The 21,662-nt window shown below is 51.8% G+C and carries 21 protein-coding genes; 8 read left to right on the top strand and 13 right to left on the bottom strand.

Features of this window, described 5'->3' with window-relative positions; all coding sequences use genetic code 11:
- From GW591_RS04495 to GW591_RS04485, 3 genes are read right to left on the bottom strand one after another with little or no spacing between them, the layout of a single operon-like run.
- Positions 1 to 924 (bottom strand): aminoglycoside phosphotransferase family protein, encoded by a 924-nt coding sequence (locus tag GW591_RS04495; RefSeq protein WP_223509396.1) that lies wholly within the window; start codon positions 922 to 924, stop codon positions 1 to 3.
- 53 nt (positions 925 to 977) lie between these two features.
- Complete coding sequence (locus GW591_RS04490; RefSeq protein WP_166860176.1) at positions 978 to 2,120, bottom strand: hypothetical protein; 1,143 nt, start codon at positions 2,118 to 2,120, stop codon at positions 978 to 980.
- Positions 2,121 to 2,168: 48 nt separating this feature from the next.
- Complete coding sequence (locus GW591_RS04485) at positions 2,169 to 3,596, bottom strand: bifunctional 2-methylcitrate dehydratase/aconitate hydratase (RefSeq protein WP_166860174.1); 1,428 nt, start codon at positions 3,594 to 3,596, stop codon at positions 2,169 to 2,171.
- A 467-nt stretch (positions 3,597 to 4,063) separates the two neighbouring features.
- Between GW591_RS04485 and GW591_RS04480 the strand changes: the two genes are divergently transcribed.
- Entirely contained in the window at positions 4,064 to 4,951 is an 888-nt protein-coding gene (locus GW591_RS04480; protein WP_013575192.1) for a LysR family transcriptional regulator, read from the top strand.
- 162 nt (positions 4,952 to 5,113) lie between these two features.
- Here GW591_RS04480 and GW591_RS04475 read toward each other — a convergent pair whose 3' ends face one another.
- The 10 genes from GW591_RS04475 to GW591_RS04430 all read right to left on the bottom strand — a co-directional run bounded on the left by GW591_RS04475 (position 5,114) and on the right by GW591_RS04430 (position 15,057).
- Positions 5,114 to 6,328, bottom strand: a complete 1,215-nt coding sequence (locus GW591_RS04475) for an acyltransferase family protein (RefSeq protein WP_131638830.1) — start codon at positions 6,326 to 6,328, stop codon at positions 5,114 to 5,116.
- Between the two features lie 192 nt (positions 6,329 to 6,520).
- Entirely contained in the window at positions 6,521 to 7,357 is an 837-nt protein-coding gene (locus tag GW591_RS04470; protein WP_166860172.1) for an MBL fold metallo-hydrolase, read from the bottom strand.
- 10 nt (positions 7,358 to 7,367) lie between these two features.
- Complete coding sequence (locus GW591_RS04465; RefSeq protein WP_013575189.1) at positions 7,368 to 7,694, bottom strand: hypothetical protein; 327 nt, start codon at positions 7,692 to 7,694, stop codon at positions 7,368 to 7,370.
- Positions 7,695 to 7,735: 41 nt separating this feature from the next.
- Positions 7,736 to 8,299 (bottom strand): peptidylprolyl isomerase, encoded by a 564-nt coding sequence (locus GW591_RS04460; protein WP_013575188.1) that lies wholly within the window; start codon positions 8,297 to 8,299, stop codon positions 7,736 to 7,738.
- A gap of 107 nt (positions 8,300 to 8,406) precedes the next feature.
- Positions 8,407 to 9,189 (bottom strand): alpha/beta fold hydrolase, encoded by a 783-nt coding sequence (locus tag GW591_RS04455; protein ID WP_112198312.1) that lies wholly within the window; start codon positions 9,187 to 9,189, stop codon positions 8,407 to 8,409.
- 448 nt (positions 9,190 to 9,637) lie between these two features.
- Entirely contained in the window at positions 9,638 to 10,609 is a 972-nt protein-coding gene (locus GW591_RS04450; RefSeq protein WP_013575185.1) for a chemotaxis protein, read from the bottom strand.
- A gap of 192 nt (positions 10,610 to 10,801) precedes the next feature.
- Positions 10,802 to 11,779 (bottom strand): acrylyl-CoA reductase (NADPH), encoded by a 978-nt coding sequence (gene acuI / locus GW591_RS04445; protein WP_013575184.1) that lies wholly within the window; start codon positions 11,777 to 11,779, stop codon positions 10,802 to 10,804.
- A 105-nt stretch (positions 11,780 to 11,884) separates the two neighbouring features.
- On the bottom strand, positions 11,885 to 12,553 hold the full coding sequence (gene acuR / locus GW591_RS04440; protein ID WP_166860170.1) for an acrylate utilization transcriptional regulator AcuR: 669 nt from the start codon (positions 12,551 to 12,553) through the stop codon (positions 11,885 to 11,887).
- A 170-nt stretch (positions 12,554 to 12,723) separates the two neighbouring features.
- A complete protein-coding gene (locus tag GW591_RS04435) occupies positions 12,724 to 14,061 on the bottom strand; it encodes an LLM class flavin-dependent oxidoreductase (protein ID WP_121019420.1) in 1,338 nt (445 codons plus the stop codon).
- 9 nt (positions 14,062 to 14,070) lie between these two features.
- Positions 14,071 to 15,057, bottom strand: coding sequence for an MsnO8 family LLM class oxidoreductase (locus GW591_RS04430; RefSeq protein WP_166860168.1), 987 nt, complete (start codon positions 15,055 to 15,057; stop codon positions 14,071 to 14,073).
- A gap of 230 nt (positions 15,058 to 15,287) precedes the next feature.
- On the opposite strand from GW591_RS04430, the gene GW591_RS04425 reads away from it, so the two are divergent.
- The 7 genes from GW591_RS04425 (at position 15,288) to GW591_RS04400 (ending at position 21,381) form a co-directional block, all read left to right on the top strand.
- The gene (locus GW591_RS04425) at positions 15,288 to 16,472 is read left to right on the top strand and encodes an amidohydrolase (RefSeq protein WP_013575180.1); all 1,185 of its coding nucleotides are present in this window, start codon (positions 15,288 to 15,290) and stop codon (positions 16,470 to 16,472) included.
- Positions 16,473 to 16,673: 201 nt separating this feature from the next.
- A complete protein-coding gene (locus tag GW591_RS04420) occupies positions 16,674 to 17,606 on the top strand; it encodes an ABC transporter substrate-binding protein (RefSeq protein WP_037034824.1) in 933 nt (310 codons plus the stop codon).
- A 15-nt stretch (positions 17,607 to 17,621) separates the two neighbouring features.
- The gene (locus GW591_RS04415) at positions 17,622 to 18,137 is read left to right on the top strand and encodes a GNAT family N-acetyltransferase (RefSeq protein ID WP_013575178.1); all 516 of its coding nucleotides are present in this window, start codon (positions 17,622 to 17,624) and stop codon (positions 18,135 to 18,137) included.
- Between the two features lie 15 nt (positions 18,138 to 18,152).
- Entirely contained in the window at positions 18,153 to 19,067 is a 915-nt protein-coding gene (locus tag GW591_RS24005; protein ID WP_013575177.1) for an amino acid ABC transporter permease, read from the top strand.
- 15 nt (positions 19,068 to 19,082) lie between these two features.
- Positions 19,083 to 19,928, top strand: a complete 846-nt coding sequence (locus GW591_RS24000) for an amino acid ABC transporter ATP-binding protein (RefSeq protein ID WP_037034826.1) — start codon at positions 19,083 to 19,085, stop codon at positions 19,926 to 19,928.
- Between the two features lie 360 nt (positions 19,929 to 20,288).
- Positions 20,289 to 20,693, top strand: a complete 405-nt coding sequence (locus GW591_RS04405; protein WP_013575175.1) for a CidA/LrgA family protein — start codon at positions 20,289 to 20,291, stop codon at positions 20,691 to 20,693.
- Positions 20,686 to 21,381 (top strand): CidB/LrgB family autolysis modulator, encoded by a 696-nt coding sequence (locus GW591_RS04400; protein WP_013575174.1) that lies wholly within the window; start codon positions 20,686 to 20,688, stop codon positions 21,379 to 21,381. The genes GW591_RS04405 and GW591_RS04400 overlap by 8 nt, the downstream gene beginning before the upstream one ends.
- Positions 21,382 to 21,662: the final 281 nt, after the last annotated feature.

The following is a 21,662-nucleotide window of genomic DNA, read 5'->3' as shown; positions in this document are numbered from 1 at the left end:
TTACGCACAGAGGCTTTCAGCCTCAGCAACCGGTCCTTCGAGGTAGGCCAGCAGGCCCAGCATCAGCACTTCTTCCGGGCTGGCAACAACGGGAGAGCGCGGCGCTTTCCAGGGCTGTTTACTGCCGTTGATGCGGATACTCCTCAGGAAACAGTAGGTGGTGAGGACATAGAACCGGTTGCGCATACTTTCCCCCATCAGCGGCAGCAGGCCGGAAATACCGCCTAACTCAGGGATCTCGCTAAGAATGCTGCCGTAGTCCGGCTTCGCCAGCACGAACATCAGTGCATCCGCCATCGGGACCATTTTGACTGCATCCTTTACCTCTGCCGCAAGCTCATGCCAGAACGAAAAAGCAAACCGCGAGAAGCCGAAAAGCGGATCCAGCCCGCGGACGGAAAAGTCAGGGTCAATGAAACGTGTCTGAGCATGCTCCTCGTTATAGAGCACATTGCCGAAGTGAAAATTGAAATGGGCTTTTTCTACCGATCTGAACTCTTCAGTCCGGGCCAGCTCCAGCGCTCTTTCATAGACTTCCCGGGCCGTGGTACTGAAACGCACCCCGTTAAGCAGAATAGGTTTATCAAACAGCTCATGAGCGAAGCGCGTGCCTTCCCACTCTTCCTGTAATCTGGCGGGCATCTCGTGGGTTATTGCCGACGAGGTTTCTGATTCCAGGCTGATCGCTTTCTGTACATTTTCCAGTGCGTTTCTGACGATCATCCTGCGCTCAGCCAGCGACCGTTGTTCGTCAAAGACGATCCTGGACAGCGGAAGGGAATCCATCTTCTCGAGAATATAAAATTGCCGCCCGGCTGCCAGCCCGTCGTGCAAGACCGGCACCATCAGTTCCGGATAAATATCGTGCAATGCCCGGATCTGATCGACTTCGGCTTTCAGTTTGCCATTGAACATTTCGGACATGGCCGTCTTCACAACGAAGCCTGAACTCAAAAAATCTACAGTATGTGAGCTTGTCATTTTTCAATCCCCTGGAAAGTTGCCACTGGCAGGCCAAGCGCGAGGCTACGCGCTACAGCACGTACCACAGCGCTATAGCCGACGGTGTTGTTAACAAACGACTGGATGATGACCTCACTCAAATTCTGACTGGCCAGATAGGCTGGCCGGAGAATGAGCAAGTGATTCTGATCGGAAAGAATGGTTGAACACCGGCGCTCGAAGGCATATGCACGGCTTCCTAACGGTGACCGCGATGCTTTCACAACATGAGGATGCGTCCCGCTCACCCGCTCAATCGCCGCCTCAATGAGACCGGGGGTTAACGCACCGCCATCCTTAACGATGAAACGGTTAATCTGATAGCCGGGTGCATGCACAGGCGCGCGTAATGAGACGGTATTCACTAACGGTGCCCAGGGCATCACCTTGTCCTGACTCATGGCAATTTGTGAGAAGCTCGGACGGAGATTGTCGCGCGCATCCTGCAGGCGTCCCTCGAATGATCGGGTGCCGAGTACACCGTTAGGCGTATCCGGATGCACGATATCGGTTTCAACCGACACAATATGCGAGGCGTTGCATTGGATAGCCCTGAGCGCCTCGGTGAGTACGCGCAGTGAGGCATGCATGCCATTGGTCTGGCAGGAGCCGAGGCAATACATGCCCGAACCGACCACCTGGCGTTGTATCGTGTCGATATCATCGCGGGTCAGATCTTCCAGACAGCCATAGATACTCGGCAGTTCGTTGGCCTCTGCAACGCCCAGCACCACGTCGGCGAGTTCTTGCATGTTGCGGGCGACAGGGCTGTTTTTGTCCATATCCAGCTTGCTGGTTGCGATAAAGCCAATGTCGAAGCGACCTGTCTGCGGAGGAAGATCTTTGGCAAGATCGCCAAAGAAAAAGTGAACCTCACGACCGTCGATCCGCAGGGTGTCATGATCGATAATGTCGGTGTGAGACTGGATGCCGGGATGCGCCATCGCCAGACGGGCTACGATGCCATCTATCGGACGCAGTTCAGGATAATGTTTATCTAAAGAAGGAGGATTCGTGACGACGGTTTGAATAACAAAACCATCCTTCGCCGGATCATTCTGAATCAGCAAATTCGCGCCGATCTCCGCTCCGCAACCCACTAATATGGCTTTTTTCACTTCATCACCTCGCGCTAAATGAATATAGGTAAGTGTGTTAAATGCGGCCTAGTCCCAGGAGAACATTTTCAGCAGATCAGTGACGGACATGGCATCAAGCTTCGATTCCGAAATCAGGGTTTCGGCCAGAATATGGGCGCGGTCACGCAGCGGGCTGTCTGAAAGATTCAGATGGAATTTCGTCAGCAGCGCCCCGAAACACTCTTCACGGCGACGAACATGGCCGAGCGGATATTCAATGGTTTCAGAGATCTCTTCAGTCATGCCATGACACTTCAGATAGAGCGCATTGGGAATGGCGCGCTTATCAGGGTCGTAGTAGCTCTCTGTAAAGGAAGGGCGTTCAGTGCAGGTGATTTTCAATCGCAGTGCATCCAGTTGAGGATCGCTGGCGAGCGGTTCGTGGAAATCTTTAATCGTCAGATTTCCGGTTTGCAGCCCCACGGCAACCATGTACTGGAGACAGTGATCGCGATCGGCGGAGTTATTCAGCGGCCCTGATTTATCAATAATCTGAATCGCCGGTCGGGTTGTTTCTACCCGCACATACTCGATGCTCTCAGGCGTAAACCCGGTTGCCAGTATCCGTTCCCGAAGGTTAATGGCCGCTTCTACAGCAGTCTGGGCGTGGTACTCAGCGGGATTGGGAACCTTGAACAAGATGTTCTTAATGACAAAATCTGACAGGTTGCGCGACAGATTGAAGGGTTTGCCCCGCAAAACAGCATCATTGAATCCCCACCGGCTGACCGTCAGCGCGGTGGGATAACCCATTTCACCGGTTTGCGCGAACAGCGCCAGTTGCAGGCCACGCGCCGTGGCGTCTCCGGCGGCCCATGACTTACGGGTACCGGCATTTGGCGCATGCCGGTAGGTTCGGAGAGAGTGACCGTCGATAATAGCGTTGGACAGTGCACTCAGTGCCTGGTCTTTTGACAAGCCGAGGAGTTGAGCCGAGGCGATGGCAGAAGCCACTTTCACCAACACCACATGGTCAATCCCCAGCGCATTAAAACAGTTCGACAGACACAGCACGCCGTGGATCTCATAAGCACGAATCATCGTATTCAGGACGGCTGTCATATCAGCGGGCGGCTGATTACCGTCAGTCAGGCTATGCCAGGTTGCGGCAGCCAGGATGGCCCCCAGATTATCGGACGGGTGCCCCCACTCCTGCGCAAGCCAGGTGTCATTGAACTCCAGCCAGCGGATCATCGAACCGATATGAAAGGCCGCCTCGATCGGTCCCAGTCTGAGTCCGGTACCGACAACCGGGACACCCGCCTGGCTCTTGCTGAACTGAGCGCTGCCCATTAGTTTCAGACAGTCGTGATCGGCAGAGGCGGCAATTGCGCAACCTATCGAATCCAGCAGACAATAACGCGCCAGGCGTAAAGTCTCATTATCAAAGGTTGTCCGCTCATAGGCGTAGTCAACCAGCTCAACCATTACCTCATCAAACTCTGCATGCGCCATATTTCACCCCATAAACAAAAATGAATTGTCGAAATACACGTAATTGAGATCCGGTAATATATATATCCAGATAATAGAAATAGACAACGCGTTGATTTATATGAGAATACTCTCCATCACTCATAAAATCGTAATGGGCATGGCAATAAAAGACCAGCGAATAAAATCGAGGCATTCATCGAAAGTATTGATGCCCTGACAAAATGCCTGTTGAGGAGGACGGAAAGTTCAGGGAAATGAGCATGAGTTACAGAGCGTGAAAATAAGCACAGTCTGTTGTTGAAATTCGTAATTCAGAATTAATGTCTGCCGGAAAGGTAATAATAATGACACGCACCCTGATGTGGCCACGCAGTGCCCGCAGTGGTAGCCCGGAGCGGAGATTTTAAAACATAGTGACAAACTCACTAATACAGAATATAAATAATTGTTGTGACGGTGAACTAATTTTTAGCATGAGGTCTCAAATGAAGCTAAGTGAACTTCTTGCGTTCGTGACAGTCGTGGAGACAGGGAACATAACCCAGGCAGCCGAGCGTCTGAATCGCGTGCAATCGAGTATTTCCCACCGAATCAGGAGCCTGGAGGATAATCTGGATGTCACCCTGTTAGATCGAAAAACCGATGGGTGCTCACTGACTGCGCAAGGCCAGATACTTTATGACTACGCACTTAAAATATTGAATCTTGCGGATGATTGTAAAAACAACATTTCCCACTCCAAAAATAGCCAGCTGAATATACGTATTGGCATAATCGAATGTCTACCCCCCTATATTGTCAGTTCACTGATCGATTTAGGTCATGATTTGGGCTGGAATATCGATATTTCGATTGGGAACACCATAAGCTTGCTTAATGCCTTCGACCAAAACGAATTTGATGCGGTAATAATCGGTGCAGGTTTTTCAAACACGCAACATGCGCGCTCCATATTACTCTCCAGCGAACTGGTTATTATTACAGAGAAAAATTACCCCACCATTAAAGACATCTCCAGTCTGGATGGCGAAGTTTTTTTACTCAGCAGCAAAAAATGTGCAACCACTACCCGCAATTATAATGTTCTTTTTAATGAAGGGCATATCACGCCTAAGCGGGTGGTAGAATGTGGTTCCTATCCCGTACTGTTCTCCAGCATCGCTGCCGGCAAAGGCGTGTCGTTAGTTTTACGTTGTTCTATCAGCGGCGAGGTACAAAATAAGATAAAAATTCATGAACTCAGTGGCCAGTTCAATGACTTCAAAATAGAGCTTGTTTATCGTACAGATTCACCTTATCTGGATAGCACTAAATTCAGAGGCATAATGACCTCACTTTTTCAGGATCCCCGGCTGCACAATATCGGTTATTAAGGCATTCGTAGCCCACACGTACACTCCCCATGTTAGTGAAATTCCCTCATCTCAAATACAAATGGGAGAGCATACATCTGCCGTATGCCCTCCCATCCCATAAGCCTGCTCTCCCCCGTTCGTCGTATTCTGACGACAAGATGATCAATACTCCGCTATCTGTTATGAAGGTTTACGCAGAGCCACTAAGGCTTTCGCTCTGCACTTCTCCAGTATTAATTTCATCACGGGCACTTCAAAGTACTTATATAAAAAAGAGGCAAATGAGACGGATAAAACCAACGCGACGGCGATAAGCGCAATTCCCTCCGGTAAGCTAAACTTTCTTCCTGCCGTAAGATTCAAAAAATAAAAGAGCACTAAGAAATGAACCATATAGAAGGAATAGGATATTTCTCCTAACCACACCGATGTTTTACTGTTTAACAGAGTGTTTCGGTATTTTAAATCATCACCCGCAATCGAAACGATTAATAAACACACCGGGATGATGAAAACCACGCTCATACTGAACTGGTAAGGGATATACATGGAACCGATGTAAGTTGCTGCAAGCAGGGTAAACGACGCCGTTTTCGTCAGCACGAGCATTCGTCCGTTCATCAGCAGCCGGGCTGCAAACATACCGGCAAGGAATTCAAATATGCGTGATGGGGGAAAAATATACGAAACCCAAAAGTGTTGCTGCGAGATCGGAAACGCCCCCATCATCTTGTCCGGCTCAACCCAGATGTAAATATATGTTTGAACCAATAAGGATGCCGCCGTTACTATTATTAATCCGGCTAAATCGAATTTTTCAGGTATTGTCTTCATTACTCTGAAAAGAAAGGGGAAAGAAAGATAAAACATCGCTTCTATACAAAGAGACCAACTGGGTCTGTTACCGACGAAAAAATAGTGAACATCATCAACCCAGGTATTCAATAACAGAAGGTTTGATGACCAAAGTTTATATTGATAGATACTCATGGCACCAATAATGAATGCTATAGCCCAGGTCAGACAATGCGTAGGGTAAATCTTTGCAAAACGTCGCAGGTAAAAATCTCCCACGGTGTCATTATCTCTCGCAGACCACACCATAATGAATCCACTGAGTATGAAGAAATATGAAACGCCGAGCCAGCCCGCTTTACCCACAATAACGGTGAAAATGTGCTGTATGGTTGGATCTGAAAAGGGAGCGAGATCGCTGGGTAGCGATGAATGAAATAAAAAAACTAATAAAGCCGCCCAGAATCTGCTTCCGGTAAGCGATGGAAGTTTGATCTGCGGGGGTAATTTCCCGGTTGTTATTGGCTGACTCCCCGCCATTTCAATGGCGTCAGCATGAATAGCATCAATACTTATTTCTCTGTTTATTGCAGGATTCATGGTGTTCCCCCTGAGGATAGTATTTTATACCGGAAGATTTATTCAGTAGCATAGCGACAATGTTACACAGCAAAAATAAATAGCGGCAAAGCAACTTAAGCAGAGCCTGACCGGTTACCAATAATTAACCGTTGCGTTGCCGGTCAGGAAATAAAGTATTTTCAGAGCAGAACGTTCTGATGAAAGTTTTAACTAGTGGATATCGACGGTCACGTATCCGGATTTACGTTTTTCAATATAACCAAATCCTTGTTCGCCAAAATGCATACCACCGACAAGAACGCTGTCCGAGCTCACGCTTTCAAGTATGCGGGAACGTGTCTCTGCCGCCATTTGAGGATCATAGTCAAAGGCAATGGCAACATCCGGTTTTAGCAGTTGAATATGAGGAAAATGAACAATATCACCCCAAATCAACAGGCTATCTCTGTTACCCTCAATCCGGTAACCTGTATGACCCGGCGTGTGACCTTTCAGCGGGATCGCAAAAACACCAGGAAATACCTCGCCTTTATCGATGAGACGAAGATTTTTCTGATACTTTTTGAATATACTTCGCGCCAGCAGGAAATTGCCTTTTACGCGGTCACTGACGGCAGCGAAATTTTCATCATCTTGCAGATAATTAAATTCATCGCTGTTTATGATCAATTCGGCATTAGCAAATACAGCCTCACCTTCTGAGTTTAACAATCCGCCAATATGATCAGGATGGGCATGTGTGAGTAATACCGCGTCAATATTGCCAGGTTGTATCCCCAGCAGATCCAGATTAGCAACCAGTTTGCCGCCCCAGCCCTTAACGCCTCCTGCCCCGCTATCGATAAGAATATTTTTACCCTTCTGGCGGACTAAAAAAGTATTAATATGCACCGCATTGAGTTCACTGACTTGTGCACTGCGCTGAATTTCCTTGCACTCGTCCTCATCCACATTTGAAAGCATTCCGAAGTCGACATGCAGATATCCATCACTTACCGCAGTAACCGATATATCGCCGAGATCTCTTGTTGGAAAATTAACATTCATAATCCGTTCCTTAGTTCTTTGCATAAATATTACCCGCTTCAAAAGAGAAACAGCGAATTCTCGCTATGACTCCTGTCTTCTCCTTAATTAATAAATCAACCTGATGCATGAATTCATCCAACACCGACAGGGTTCGGAAAACTTCCTGGCGTAGTCTTGCTTCGAAATAGACCGGTGTGCCAAAACCTATCTCTGCGGTGAGGTAGCTGATGTGAATATTATTTTCTTTCGCTTTCAGGATCTCTATGGCGAGACGGGCTAAAGCCGTTGAAAATTCCGCAAAGGCCTCTGCATCTAACCGGTGGCTTGCAGCGGTATAGAGAGTAATACTGGGCATCTTCGACTCCTTCGAATGGATATTTACGCCGCCAGGTTATTTTATACGGCTCTGACAGACACTAATCGCATGCTTTTTATGACATCGGGATTGACCACCGTGCCAATGTCCGAAGCCCCCCGGCGGAGTTGGTCAATTAACTCGATGCCACTCGTTACTTTCCCAAAAGCAGTGTAATTCTGGTCTAAAAAACCCGCCCTCGCGGAGGTGATGAAAAACTGATGACGGGCGCTGTGCGGATGCCGTGATCTGGCCATGCCGACGGTACCGCGTTCAAAAGGCAATCGGTTAAACTCTGCGGCCAGCGCCGGTAATTTCGTGTAATCCAGCCCTGTATCTTTTATCGGGTCACCCGTTTGTGCCATAAAGCCTTCTATGACCCGGTTAAACGGCATGCCATCATAAAATTTGGCCTGTACCAGCGATTTTATGCGTTCAACATGCCCGGGGGCCAAATCGGGAAATAAGCGGATGCTCACGGTTCCACTCTCCAGTTGCATCTCGATAATATCTCTCTGAGCCATTACCCCTTTGAAGGCAGCCGGAAGCATTGCAACACCCGCGCACAAGCCCAGACTTCCACCAATAAATAACCGACGATTCATAGAATTTACTCCGTTCGCGCATCAGACTTTTCATCGTCTGCCATGCCAGATTTGCTCATTAACAGCGCCCGTACGTCCTTACAGGCGCTGACTGCCTGCGCTGATTGTTAATGCGTATTCTTGTTATCAATGAACGAGATGATTTCATCAGTGAGCGCTTCGGGTTGCTCATAATTCGGTAAATGGGCGGCGCCGGGTAGGGTATGCAATTGGGCATTGCGCTTGTCGGCCAGACGTTGCGCGTAGTCCGGAGGCGTAAGTTGATCCTCACTTCCTCTGACCACCACAGCCCTTACCCCCGGAATATTCATATCGGTCAGATCGGTGTCGGCGATGGCATAAGAGCAACCCGCGAAGGCTTCAACCGAAGTGCGGCGCAACATCTGTTTCATACCCTCCGCGTAGGGCGAGTCGATAAATTTCGGTGTGACCCATTTGCTCAGAATCCCCATTTCGAGATGCTCAACACCGTGGTGAAATACATCTTCAGCCCGGGCGCGCCAGAGCGAAGGCGGAGCGGCATTCACCAGTGCAGTATCAACAATGATCATTCCCTGAACTCGTTTGGGGATCTTGAACCCAATCCATTGCGCTATTGTTCCGCCGATTGAGACCCCGGCAACATAGAACTCGTTAATGTGAAGATGATCCAGCGCCGCCACCACATCGTCGGCCAAATCTGACATTGAAAACTGCAGGGAATCGACTGCGCTTAATCCATGCCCACGGATGTCCAGGCGAATAACACGATAACGTTCACTCAGACGCGGCATTTGCAAATCCCAAAGGTGCAAATCCGTCCCCAAAGAATGAAGAAGTACCAATGTCGTTGCATTTTCAGAACCCTGCACATCGACGTGCTGAGTTAATTTAAGTGGCCGGATAAACATTTAATACTCCATATTCTTTATGCTTCTGTTTCGTCGGCTCTCCGTCACGCATTACCTGATCCGACGTCTCGTCCTGCTTATAGAACCATGAATTCTGCTACGCCATAGTCGCAACGTATTCATAACGACATGCTGATATTATTTTTTCAGTTTCATACAAATAAATTTTTTCGTTATGAGGGTCAGCCTTAAATACGTTGTTAACGCTGTTATTATTAGAACAATTCTTATCGTCGCTCTAATGGATAATTTCGATATCACTATCGAAATTGTAGATACGGGGTGGATCTTAATAGGGGAAAACCTGGCGAAGAAACAGACTGACCGGGGAAATGCTGCGCAGCAGGAATTGCAGGCAATAATTTTTCTGCACGTTGTTCGGTATGCCGCTGATAATAAAAAGCCCGCACAAGAGAACGGGCTTTTTATACATCAGTGTTTGATGAAATTACACATGGGCGATTTTCTTCGCATCCAGCGCTTTATGAATAGCCGCTTCCAGTTCGTTGATTTCAAACTTCGCCACGTAACCGTCGGCGCCCACTTTACGCACGTGATCTTCGTTGGCGCTGCCGGATAATGAAGAGTGAATGATCACCGGAATATTTTTCAGGAATTCATCACGCTTGATATTGAGCGTCAGCGTAAAGCCATCCATTTCCGGCATTTCCAGATCAGTTAAGACAAAGGAGATTTTATCGGAAATGGGCAGCCCCTGGGCTTTGCATTCTTCGGCCATTTTGCGGATTTTATTCCAGGCTTCCAGACCGGTGACATGCATCTGCGCCGGAATCTCCATCATGTTCAGGCCTTTTTCCAGCATCTGACGGGCAACTTTAGAGTCTTCGGCGACAATCGCCACCGTACCCGGCTTGAGTTTAAACGCGCTGGTTTTCTTCTTATCCATGTTGATATTGCTGTTGGGAATAATGTCATGGAGAATTTGTTCGACGTCGAGCACCAGCGCCAGACGGTTACTGGATTTATCGCTGTCCAGACGCGCAATACTGGTGATGTTGCGGCTCTTCACACCGGCTTCGGCGGCCAGCACCTGACTCCATTCAAGACGCACAATGTCGTCTACGGATTCCACTGCAAACGCCTGGGTGCTGCGCGCATATTCGGTGACCAGCAAAATGTTCAGGCCGGTTTTTGGTACGCATCCCACCACGGCAGGCAGGTCGATGACCGGAATAATTTCGCCACGGATGTTCGCCATGCCCATCATCGGCGAGACCATTCCGGCGGCTTTGGTCAGCGTTGGCATCGGCACGATTTCGCGCAATTTAAAAACGTTGATACCAAAAAGTTCAGATTGCTCATCATCCGGAGAGGTCCCCAGACGGAACAGCAAAAGCTCAAACCGGTTTGATGAAGTGAGATTGGTTCTCTCATCAATTTCTTTCTGAAAATTATCCATACTTTCCCCATGCCTGTTGTTATTCGTTTTTGACTATGTTTGCGCTGTACGTCATTCGGAAAATAAGGAATTCCATTCTCTTTTTTCTCAGAGGGACATTCTTTATATCGGCCGCTCAGGAGGAATTCTTTATAGCGGGGAGAAAATTGAAGGGAAAGCACCCGGTATCACGGAAATACCGGGCAAAAAGGGTCAGCCGCCGATTTTTACCAGCGTCCGTCCCTGAATTTTATTGTTCAGGAAATCGGCTGCGACAGCCGGAGCTTGTTCCAGGGTAATTTCCGTCGCGGCCTGCTGATAAAAATCATCCGGCAGCGTATTCAGTAAACGCTCCCAGACGGCAGCACGGCGTTCAGCGGGAACCGAAACCGAATCCACCCCCTGCAAACGGACGTTGCGCAGAATAAACGGCATCACGGTCGTCGGCAGGTTGAAGCCCCCGGCCAGACCGCAGGCCGCCACGCAACCGCCGTAGTTGGTTTGCGCCAGCAGTTTAGCCAGCACTTTGTCACCGACGGTATCGACCGCACCGGCCCAGACTTGTTTTTCCAGCGGACGGGTCTCTGCAAAATCATCGCGGGAGAGAATTTCGCTGGCACCCAGTTTACGCAGATAGTCATGCGTAGATTCACGGCCCGTCACCGCAGCCACGGTATAACCGAGTGTATGCAACAAGGCCACCGCCGTACTACCCACGCCGCCGCTGGCACCCGTCACGACCACGGTGCCGCTTTCGGGTGTCACGCCCGCCTCTTCCAGCGCCATGACGCACAGCATGGCAGTGAAACCGGCGGTGCCGATAATCATGGCATTGCGCGCAGCCAGACCTTCCGGCAGCGCGACCAGCCAGTCACCTTTGACGCATGCCTGCTCCGCCAGACCGCCCCAGTGCGTTTCGCCGACGCCCCAGCCGGTGAGAATGACGGATTGCCCGACGGAGAAACGCGGGTCGTTACTGCGGCTGACATGGCCGGCAAAATCAATGCCCGGCACCATCGGAAACTGACGAATGATTTTGCCTTTCCCGGTAATGGCCAGGGCATCTTTGTAATTCAGCCCTGACCAGCTGATATCAACCAGTACGTCGCCTGCCGCCATGTCCGGCAGCGCAATCTCTTTCACTTCGGCCAGCGTGGCCTTGTCTTGTTGTTCCAGAACCAATGCTTTCATTTTTTTCCCTTTATGATTTCAGGAGATTAAAGTTTTTGTCATGAGGTATGCGATGACTCACGTAATGATTGCAGGTGCTATTTTTTGAATTTATGGCCGACGAGTTTATGAATGAACAGGTGACTGCAGCGTATGACGGAAATACGCCCAGAACTGATCCAGCGGTTCGGCCGAGCGGTACAGTTTTGCGCGCATCACCGCGCCTTCCCAGCCAGACCAGAAAATCTGCGCCAGTTGCGCAGGCGGCATGACTGATGCGATATCTCCGGCCTGACGGGCTTCTTCCAGACAGTTGGCAACACGGCCTTCCCATTCGCCCAAAATCGATTTGAGTTTCTGCGAAAAATCTTCCGGCAACAGCGGGGATTCCTGCAATAAATTGCCGACCAGACAGCCGCGTCTGAACTCAAACTTTGCCATTCCCTCACCGGCATGGGTCACAAACGCACCGATGCGTTGCAGCGGTGACACCTCAGCCCTGAGCAGAAACTTGTCGAGTTTGTGGGCGAAAAATGATCCGTAAGCCGTCAGAACGGCCATGCCGAAATCCTGCTTACTTTTGAAATAGTGATAAAACGATCCTTTCGGCACCGCGATGTTTTTAATCACCGCGTCGATGCCTGCCGACAGGTAGCCCGTTTCGGTGATCACTTCAAGCCCCGAACGGATCAGCGCTTCACGCGTATCATCAAACTCGCGTGCCGTTCTCGGCGGACGCCCGCGGCGCGGTTTGACTGGCACGTCAGGTTCAGTAGAAAGCTCAGCACTCATCATTTAGACCGATCGTTTTTTAATTGCAGAAAGCCTACGCCCAATTTTTTAGGCGGGCAAGTCCGTGAGTGTTTTTACAGGGTAAAAAGTCCCGGACCTAAAAAACCTGCAAAGCAAAAAGCCCGCCCGGAGTTACCGGAGCGGGCCTGTGATACAGCATGAGTATGTTGTAACTATTTTTCGTTCACTGTCTCGCGGCGGGTTTCCTGCACGCTATAACGGTTGGTTTTGAACGGAATATTCAGGCGCTCACGCAACGTCGTTGCCTGCGAGGGATGCCAGTAGCCACGGGCTTCCAGCACCGGTAACACCAGCCGGGTAATGTCGTCCAGCGCTTCGGTCAGTACCGGTCCGCTGATGATGAATCCGCTGGCACCGCCCTCTTCCACCCAGCGGATCAACTGGTCGGCGACCTGCTCAGGCGTGCCGAAGAATTCGCCGCGCGGCAGCGTGGTCTGATACGCCACTTCACGCAGCGTCAGGTTTTCCTCCCGCGCCAGCTTCTTGATGCTGTCGGTGGTGGAGCGGAAAGTGTTTTGGCCTAAATCGCCCAGTTCAGGGAACGGGCCGTCCGGCGGATACTGGCTGAAATCATGGTGATCGAAGAATCGCCCGAGATAGGCCAGCGCATCGTCAAGTGACAACAGCGACAGAAGATACTGATATTTGGCCTCGGCTTCCTCTTCGGTTTTGCCGACAATCGGGCTGATGCCAGGGAAAATCCCCACCGGATGGCGGCCATTTTTGCTGACCTGTGCCTGTAATTTTGCCGAATATTCCTGCGCTTCTTCCAGCGTCCGGGCGTTAGTGAAAACGGCATCGGCAGATTTACCTGCCAGCGCGATACCGGCATCCGACGCGCCAGCCTGGAAAATCACCGGCTGCCCTTGCGGTGAACGCTGGATATTCAGCGGCCCTTCGACCGAGAAAAACTGTCCCTGATGATTCAGTTTATGCAGCTTCGCCGCGTCGAAGAACACACCACTTTCGCGGTCACGCACAAACGCGCCGTCTTCCCACGAATCCCACAGTCCCTGCACCACGCTGATGTATTCTTCGGCAATCTGATAGCGCAGCGCATGTTCAGGATGGTCTTTGCCGAAGTTTTTCGCCGAACCGGCCAGCGGCGAAGTCACCACGTTCCAGCCCGCCCGTCCCTGACTGATGTTATCTATTGACGCCAGCTGACGTGCGACGGTAAAGGGATCGCTGTACGAAGTTGAAATAGTGCCTGCCAGCCCGATGCTGTGGGTGGCCGAAGCCAGCGCAGACAGCAACGCGACAGGTTCGAAACGGTTGAGGAAATGCGGCAGTGATTTTTCGTTGATGTGTAATCCGTCGGCCACAAACAGGAAATCAAAACCAGCCGCTTCGGCGCGCAAGGCTAAATCACGGAAATAGGGGAAATTGACACTGGCATCCGCAGGCGCTTTTTCGTGACGCCACGAATTCATGTGGCCGCCGGCACCGTGCAACATCAGACCCAGCTTGATACTTTTTGAATGGCTCATGAAATCTCCTTAAAGCTGGCCAGCCAGCAATTCGATGGACTTCAGCCGCACACCGGCTTCAGTCAGTGGAGTGTGAATAACAAATTCGTTCACGCACAGGCGGCGCTGAATATCGCGCAGTTGCTCGTGGATATCGCCCGGCGTGCCGTGCAGCACGCTGATTTGCTGCTGTTCGATCTGGTATTGCGTCGCACCTGACTGCCGCACAAAGGCTTCAGCCTGTTCTCGGGAACCCACCGTAACGTGCCGGTCGCCCAGCGTGACGCGAAAATTATGCTGGCCGGTCACCAGTTCAGCGGCCTGCTCGCGGGTTTGTGCCGCCAGGGCCGCCAGACTGACCAGCGCCTGCCCTTGTCCGGCGGAATATTCGTGGAAGGCCAGCACCGATTCGGTCATCACTTGCGCTGAAGCATTGATAAAACCGGCGAAGACAAAGTTCCAGCCCAGTGACGCGGCCAGACGCGCGCTTTCTTTGCTGGCACCGAGTAAAAATCGCTGCGGTGCCACCGGCGGACGCGGCAACGCACGGGCTTCTGTGCCCGCCAGATGGTCATCCAGATGCGTGAGATAATGTGTCAGTTGCTGTAACTGCGCCGGGAAACCAGGCGATGATTCGGCCGGTGCGTGGGCACGCAGCGCTTTGGTTGACAGGGGTAAACCACCGGGCGCTTTGCCGATGCCGATATCCACGCGATCCGGCGCCAGTGATGACAACAGATGGAAATTCTCTGCCACTTTAAACGGGCTGTAATGTTGCAGCATCACACCGCCGGAGCCGATCCGCAGCCGGGAAGTGCGCGCCAGCAGCCAGGCGATCAACACTTCCGGCGAGCTACCGGCCAGCTTTTCAGTATCGTGATGTTCTGACACCCATAAACGGTGATAGCCCAGTTTTTCTGCTGCCAGCGCAAAAGTCAGCGTGGCGTCTAGCGCCTGCGCAGCGGTCTGCCCGTCATTGATCGGGCTTTGATCTAATAAACTCAGTCGGTAATTCACCTGCGCATCCCTTTTTATCCGTTGTGATAAAAAGAGTTCCACGAAATAAGTTCAAAGCTAAATAATAAAAACACGTTTCTATAGTCAGTATTTTGCTATGCAGGCCACTGTGCAAAACGACTATAAATTATAGCGACTGAGTATTTAGTGATTGGCTTCTGTCTGACTAGCATGAAATGAAGCGCTACATTTGGGTAACAATCATTTTCAGACAATAAGGTTATTTCGCCATGAGCATTTCACTTGCCGAAGAAACGAATAGCATTGCCCCCCGACATGAGACAGGACTGGAAGAACAACTCATCGCTTATCGCCGTGAATTACATCAGCATCCTGAATTATCCAATCAGGAATTTGTGACCACGCAAAAGATTACCCAATGGCTGAATGCTGCCGGGATCCGCATTTTATCGCTCGGGCTGAAAACCGGTGTGGTGGCTGAAATTGGCCCGGAACACGGCCCGGTTGTTGCCCTGCGCGGTGACATCGATGCCCTGCCGATTGAAGAAGCCTCCGGTGTGCCGTTCAGTTCGCAACAACCCGGCGTGATGCACGCCTGCGGCCACGATTTTCATACCTCTGTTATTCTCGGCGCGGCCCATCTGCTTAAAGCAAGGGAAGACCAGCTACCGGGCCGCGTACGGTTGTTTTTCCAGCCTGCTGAAGAACGGTTTGGCGGTGCGTCGCAACTGATTAAAGCCGGTGCACTGGAAAACGTTGATGCGATTTTCGGCCTGCATAATGCGCCAGAACTGCCGGTCGGCACCTTTGAGACAAAAGGCGGCGCATTTTATGCCAATGTGGACCGCTTCCAGATAACCGTGACCGGCAAAGGCGCGCACGCCGCACATCCGGAAGAAGGTACCGACAGCATTGTCACCGCCAGCCACATTGTGACCGCGCTGCAAACGGTAGTCAGCCGCAACGTCAGCGCTCAGGAGGCGGCGGTAGTCAGCGTCACCCGTATTGAAGGCGGCAACACCTGGAACGTATTACCCCAAACCGTGGAACTGGAAGGCACGGTGCGCACCTACAGCAACGGGATCCGCGAGCAAATCCCTCAGCGGATCCGCAAGGTGATTACCGGGGTGGCAGATGCGCTGGGGGCGAAGGCCGAACTGCACTGGTTTGGCGGGCCGCCAGCGGTGGTGAATACACCGCGCTGGGCAGACTTTGCCTTACAGGCCGCTGCGGAATTTGGCTATAACGCGCAAGTGGCGCAGGCACAAATGGGTGGAGAGGATTTTGCATTTTATCTGCATCATGTGCCGGGTGCGTTTGTCAGCATCGGCTCTGCCAGCGATTTCGGCTTGCATCATCCGCAATTTAATCCTGATGAGTCGGCTATTTACCCGGCGGCGAATTATTTCCAGCAACTGGCAGAAAAAGCGCTGAGTGAATTAACCGGAAAATAACCTTTTCATACCTGACTTTATTTCCTCACGCCCGGATATTCCGGGCATTTTTCGTGCAAAATTTTCGGCGCAATGTATTTCCACTTTATCTCTTTGATTATTTAATTTTGTTGTTTTACATCCCTGTAACTCTCGGGAATAGTGAAAGCGTCACCTCACGGTCATCACCACTTAAAATAAGAATGCAGGGTAAAAATAATAATGATGAAACATAGCGTAACCATCACAGCCACCGCCATCGCGGCAATATTAAGTTTTTCATCAGCGGCATACGCCGCGCCAGGTATTGATCTGATTGCCAATGAAACGCCGGTGAATACACCGAAAAGCCCGGAAGCCGTGGCAAAAATCCCGGCCAACTTTAAGTTTGTCGAACCGGGTACGCTGACCGTGGCGCTGGCTGTGCTCGGCAGCGCCCCACCCTTCGGGCTGTACGCCCGTGACAATAAAACCGTGATCGGCAGCGAGGCGGATATCGCCCGTCTGGTCGCCGACGGTTTAGGCCTGAAACTCAAAGTGGTGCCGGCTTCGTGGGAAGACTGGCCGCTGGGCGTGACGTCGGGGAAATACGACGCGGCCATCTACAACATTACCGTCACCAAAGACCGCAAAACTAAATTTGATTTCGCCACCTACCGCGAAGATACCCTCGGTTTCTATGTGAAAAGTGACAGCAAAATCACCTCGATAAAATCCGCACCCGATATCGCCGGTAAACGCATTATTGTCGGCTCCGGCACCAATCAGGAAGCCGTGTTGCTGGCGTGGGACAAAGAGAATCAGGCCAAAGGATTACCGGCGCTGAAACCGCAATATGTCACCGATGACGCTGCCGCGACGCTGGCTATCCAGTCCGGTCGCGCCGATGCCACGTTCGGCCCGAACGTCACCGGCGCGTATAAAGCGTTGCTGACCGGCAAAACCAAACTGGTCGGCACGGTGCCGGGCGGCTGGCCGAAAACCGCCAATATCGCGGTGACGCTGAAAAAAGGGAATGGCCTGGTGGATGCCGTGCAGGCGTCGCTGAACAGCGCCATTGCCAGCGGAGCGTATATCAAAGTGCTGGACCGCTGGGGCGAAAGCGTCGAGAAAATCGATCACTCTGAAATTAACCCGCCGGGGCTGGGCGACTGATCAGGAGCAGAAACGATGAGCGAAGATATTTTCATTCAGACCGTGCCGGAAGACCCGCTGATTGCGCCGGTCATCGAAGGATTATTCGGTGAATACCGCGACCGTTACGGCGATTTCTTCTCGAGCCAGCCGCCGGAAGATGACAGCGTGTTTTCCGCGCCCGATGGCACCTTCATTGTTCTGCTGAGAAACGGCGCGCCCATTGCAATGGGCGCGTACAAACGCTACGACGAGCAGACTGCCGAACTCAAACGCATCTGGACTCACCGCGCGCTGCGCCGTCAGGGACTGGCACAAAAAATCCTGCATGAACTGGAACGTCGCGCAGCCGCGTACGGTTACCGGCGGGTATTTCTCACCACCGGATTCCGCCAGCCCGAAGCGGTCGGATTGTATTTATCCCACGGTTATCAGCCGCAATTCGACACCCGCCTCGATCCGGAGGTCTATTCCCGGCCACCGTATGACGGGCGCCTGCCGTTTACCAAAACGCTGAAGGCGGACGTGCCGGTCACGTCATCTGCAACGTAACAGAAAGAGAAAATGATGAGCGAAAATGCCCCTTCATCTGTGAATCATCCGCCGCTGAAAGTGGTGCCCGCGCGCTATCCGTGGCGTCTTGCCGGTGCGGTTTTTTCGGCGTTTATTCTGCTGGGCATCATCCAGTCGATTGCCACGAATTCCCGCTGGGAATGGGGCGTATTTCGTCAGTGGTTTTTTGATCCGGTGATCCTGTCCGGGCTTGGCAAAACCCTGTTGCTCACGCTGCTGGGCACCCTTTTTGGGGTGATTTTCGGCACGGCACTGGCCCTCGCCCGCCTGTCGAAATCCTATCTACTGAACGCACTGGCCTGGGGGTATATCTGGCTGTTCCGTTCCCTGCCGTTGTTGCTGGTGCTGATCATTCTCTACAACTTTTCCTATCTCTACGACAACCTTTCGCTCGGCATTCCGTTCACCACGATTTCCTTTTTCAGTACCCCGACGGTGGATTTGCTGGATCAGTTTTCCGTTGCCGTGCTCGGTCTGTCGCTGGTGCAGTCGGCCTATACCGCCGAGATCATTCGCGGCGGGATTTTAGGGGTAGAACACGGCCAGCATGAAGCTGCGGCCGCGCTGGGATTACCGGCCTACCGCCGGACCTTCCGCATCATTTTGCCGCAGGCGTTACGTTCAATTCTGCCGACCGGTTTTAACGAAGTGATCAGCCTGGCGAAAGGCACATCGATTGTTTACGTCCTGTCGATGCCGGAACTGTTTTACACCGTGCAGGTGATTTACAACCGCACACAGCAGGTGATCCCGCTGCTGATGGTCGCCACCATCTGGTATCTGCTGATCACCACCGTGCTGTCGGTTTTGCAGTATTACGTCGAACGCTATTTCTCCCGCGGCACCGTGCGTCAGGTCGCGCCGACACCCTTGCAGCGCCTGCGTCAGTGGCGCGTCGCCCGTTCTTAATAAAGGGAAAGCACTATGTCAGAAGCCTTTGATTTATTCGTTAACCGCCCGCAGGAAGCGCCTGTTGAGCAGCTGTTTCCACGCAAACCTCAGGCTGCTACCGTCGGGCGCATCGAAATCAATAATTTGAGCAAATACTACGGCGCGCACAAAGCGCTGGATAACGTGAGTCTGCGCATCGAACCGGGCACCGTGACCGTGATCCTCGGCCCGTCCGGCTCGGGGAAATCGACCCTGCTGCGCACGATTAACCATCTTGAGCGCGTCGACGAAGGTTTTATTCAGATTGACGGCGATTACATCGGCTACCGCCGCAAAGGCGATACGCTGTATGAACTGAAAGAGCGCGCCATCCTCAAACAACGCACACATGTCGGTTACGTTTTTCAGAATTTCAATTTATTCCCGCACATGACGGTGCTGGATAACATCATCGAAGCGCCGGTGGTTCACGGTCTGCTGAGCCGCAAAAACGCCATCGCCCGTGCCTGTGAACTGCTCGACACGGTCGGTCTGCGCGAAAAAGCGCACGCATGGCCACGTCATTTGTCCGGCGGACAGCAGCAGCGCATCGCCATCGCCCGTGCGCTGGCGCTGAATCCTAAAGTCATGCTGTTTGATGAACCGACGTCAGCCCTCGATCCCGAACTGGTTGGCGAAGTGCTGGATGTGATTAAAAAGCTGGCGCAGTCGGGCGTCACGCTGGTGGTCGTCACCCATGAAATCGGCTTCGCGCGCCAGGTAGCGGATCAGGTGGTGTTTATGGTGGATGGTCGCGTGGTTGAAAGCGGCGCTGCCGCACAGGTGCTGGAACGGCCGGTTCATGCCAGAACCCAGGCTTTCCTGGAGAAGGTGCTTTAAGACTGGCAAATTTAGTATTTCTTAAGACCGGGAATATTTCGGTTTCTTACCCGCAGTGCTCATTTGACGCGCTGCGCCGAAACCGCCCGGGAGGGAGAAGTGCTTTCTCCCTCCCGGATCTCCCTTCGCTTTTTCAACCAGCGCTCCGCTCGCTGGCTATGTTTCAGGTATCACCGCGACAGACTGGAACCTCTCATTCAGCAAGCTTTCTGAATCGCCCGCAACCCACAATCCGTATTTTCCCCGTTTACCAAACGCCATTTTGGAATACACTTCATTCCTAAATTTCATACTCCGTTTTGTGGCGCAGATCACATCTTAATTGTATGATGAATACATTATTCAACTGGGTGATACACCATGAGCACCGCAATCTCTCTGGTATTCCAATATGTTCGGGCGTTTATTCTGATTTATCTCTGTTTATTCGCCGGGAATGCGATTTCATCTCTTTTACCGCTCACCATTCCCGGCAGCATCATCGGCATGCTGATCCTGTTTGGTTTGCTTTCAACCCAAATTCTGCCGTTCAAATGGGTCAAACCGGGCTGTAATGTTCTGATTCGCTATATGGCGTTACTGTTCGTCCCTATCGGCGTCGGGGTCATGAATTATTACGAGCAACTGCGCACGCAGTTCGGGCCGCTGGTGGTGTCGTGTCTGGTCAGTACCCTGATTGTATTGCTGGTTGTCGCCTACTGTTCCCACTATATCCATGGCGAACGCGGTGCGGTGACGGATAAAGCGGAGGATAAAAATGATTGATATATTGTGGTCGCTGCCGCTGACGCTGGTGGTGTTTTTCGCCACCCGTAAGCTCGCTATTAAACTCAAAATGCCGCTGCTCAACCCGCTGCTGATGTCGATGGTGGTGATCATTCCGCTGTTGCTGGTCACCCATATCCCTTACGCGCGCTATTTCGCGGGCAGCAAGATCCTCAATGATCTGCTGCAACCCGCCGTCGTGGCGCTGGCGTTTCCCTTGTACGAGCAACTGCATCAGATCCGCGCCCGCTGGAAATCCATCATCAGTATCTGTTTTATCGGCAGCGTGGTGGCGATGGTGAGCGGCACCGCGATTGCATTATGGATGGGAGCAACGCCGCAAATTGCCGCATCGGTATTACCGAAATCCGTCACCACGCCGATTGCCATGGCCACCGCGCAGTCGATCAATGGTATTCCGGCCATCAGCGCCGTGTGCGTGATTTTCGTCGGCATCCTCGGCGCGGTCTTTGGTCATACGATTTTGAATGTTCTGAAGATCACCACCAAAGCCTCACGCGGGCTGGCGATGGGTACCGCATCACACGCACTGGGTACCGCCCGCTGTGCAGAAATGGATTATCAGGAAGGCGCATTCAGTTCACTGGCGCTTGTGATTTGCGGCATCATCACCTCCCTGCTCGCCCCGTTCCTGTTCCCCGTCCTTCTCGCCCTCTTCGGTCATTAACCCATAACGGGCACAGATTCCTCTAACGGGTTCGGATTGTATCAAGGCGGCAACTGAGCGAATCCCCGGGAGCTTACAATAAGTAAGTGACTGGGGTGAACGAAGGCAGCCAACGCAGAGACAATTTGAAGCAGGACGAGGAAAAAGTGTATGTCACTTAAACCTTAGAAAAAGTGACATACAAAGCTGAAAGTACCCGGTTTAAGTACAGTCAGAAAAGAATCTGCCGGTCTGCCGTAAAAGCAGACAGGCAGCGATAACGAAGAGATGGAGCCTGGCGC

It is taken from the genome of Rahnella aceris (assembly GCF_011684115.1).
Taxonomy (GTDB): Bacteria; Pseudomonadota; Gammaproteobacteria; order Enterobacterales; family Enterobacteriaceae; genus Rahnella; species Rahnella aceris.
This window is presented reverse-complemented; position numbering and strand designations above follow the sequence as displayed.

Coding starts and splice junctions, on each gene's coding strand:
- GW591_RS04495 (WP_223509396.1), bottom strand. CDS start 924: ATGTCCGAAATGTTCAATGGCAAACTGAAAGCCGAAGTCGATCAGATC.
- GW591_RS04485 (WP_166860174.1), bottom strand. CDS start 3,596: ATGGCGCATGCAGAGTTTGATGAGGTAATGGTTGAGCTGGTTGACTAC.
- GW591_RS04480 (WP_013575192.1), top strand. CDS start 4,064: ATGAAGCTAAGTGAACTTCTTGCGTTCGTGACAGTCGTGGAGACAGGG.
- GW591_RS04475 (WP_131638830.1), bottom strand. CDS start 6,328: ATGAATCCTGCAATAAACAGAGAAATAAGTATTGATGCTATTCATGCT.
- GW591_RS04470 (WP_166860172.1), bottom strand. CDS start 7,357: ATGAATGTTAATTTTCCAACAAGAGATCTCGGCGATATATCGGTTACT.
- GW591_RS04465 (WP_013575189.1), bottom strand. CDS start 7,694: ATGCCCAGTATTACTCTCTATACCGCTGCAAGCCACCGGTTAGATGCA.
- GW591_RS04460 (WP_013575188.1), bottom strand. CDS start 8,299: ATGAATCGTCGGTTATTTATTGGTGGAAGTCTGGGCTTGTGCGCGGGT.
- GW591_RS04455 (WP_112198312.1), bottom strand. CDS start 9,189: ATGTTTATCCGGCCACTTAAATTAACTCAGCACGTCGATGTGCAGGGT.
- GW591_RS04450 (WP_013575185.1), bottom strand. CDS start 10,609: ATGGATAATTTTCAGAAAGAAATTGATGAGAGAACCAATCTCACTTCA.
- acuI (WP_013575184.1), bottom strand. CDS start 11,779: ATGAAAGCATTGGTTCTGGAACAACAAGACAAGGCCACGCTGGCCGAA.
- acuR (WP_166860170.1), bottom strand. CDS start 12,553: ATGATGAGTGCTGAGCTTTCTACTGAACCTGACGTGCCAGTCAAACCG.
- GW591_RS04435 (WP_121019420.1), bottom strand. CDS start 14,061: ATGAGCCATTCAAAAAGTATCAAGCTGGGTCTGATGTTGCACGGTGCC.
- GW591_RS04425 (WP_013575180.1), top strand. CDS start 15,288: ATGAGCATTTCACTTGCCGAAGAAACGAATAGCATTGCCCCCCGACAT.
- GW591_RS04420 (WP_037034824.1), top strand. CDS start 16,674: ATGATGAAACATAGCGTAACCATCACAGCCACCGCCATCGCGGCAATA.
- GW591_RS04415 (WP_013575178.1), top strand. CDS start 17,622: ATGAGCGAAGATATTTTCATTCAGACCGTGCCGGAAGACCCGCTGATT.
- GW591_RS24005 (WP_013575177.1), top strand. CDS start 18,153: ATGAGCGAAAATGCCCCTTCATCTGTGAATCATCCGCCGCTGAAAGTG.
- GW591_RS24000 (WP_037034826.1), top strand. CDS start 19,083: ATGTCAGAAGCCTTTGATTTATTCGTTAACCGCCCGCAGGAAGCGCCT.
- GW591_RS04405 (WP_013575175.1), top strand. CDS start 20,289: ATGAGCACCGCAATCTCTCTGGTATTCCAATATGTTCGGGCGTTTATT.
- GW591_RS04400 (WP_013575174.1), top strand. CDS start 20,686: ATGATTGATATATTGTGGTCGCTGCCGCTGACGCTGGTGGTGTTTTTC.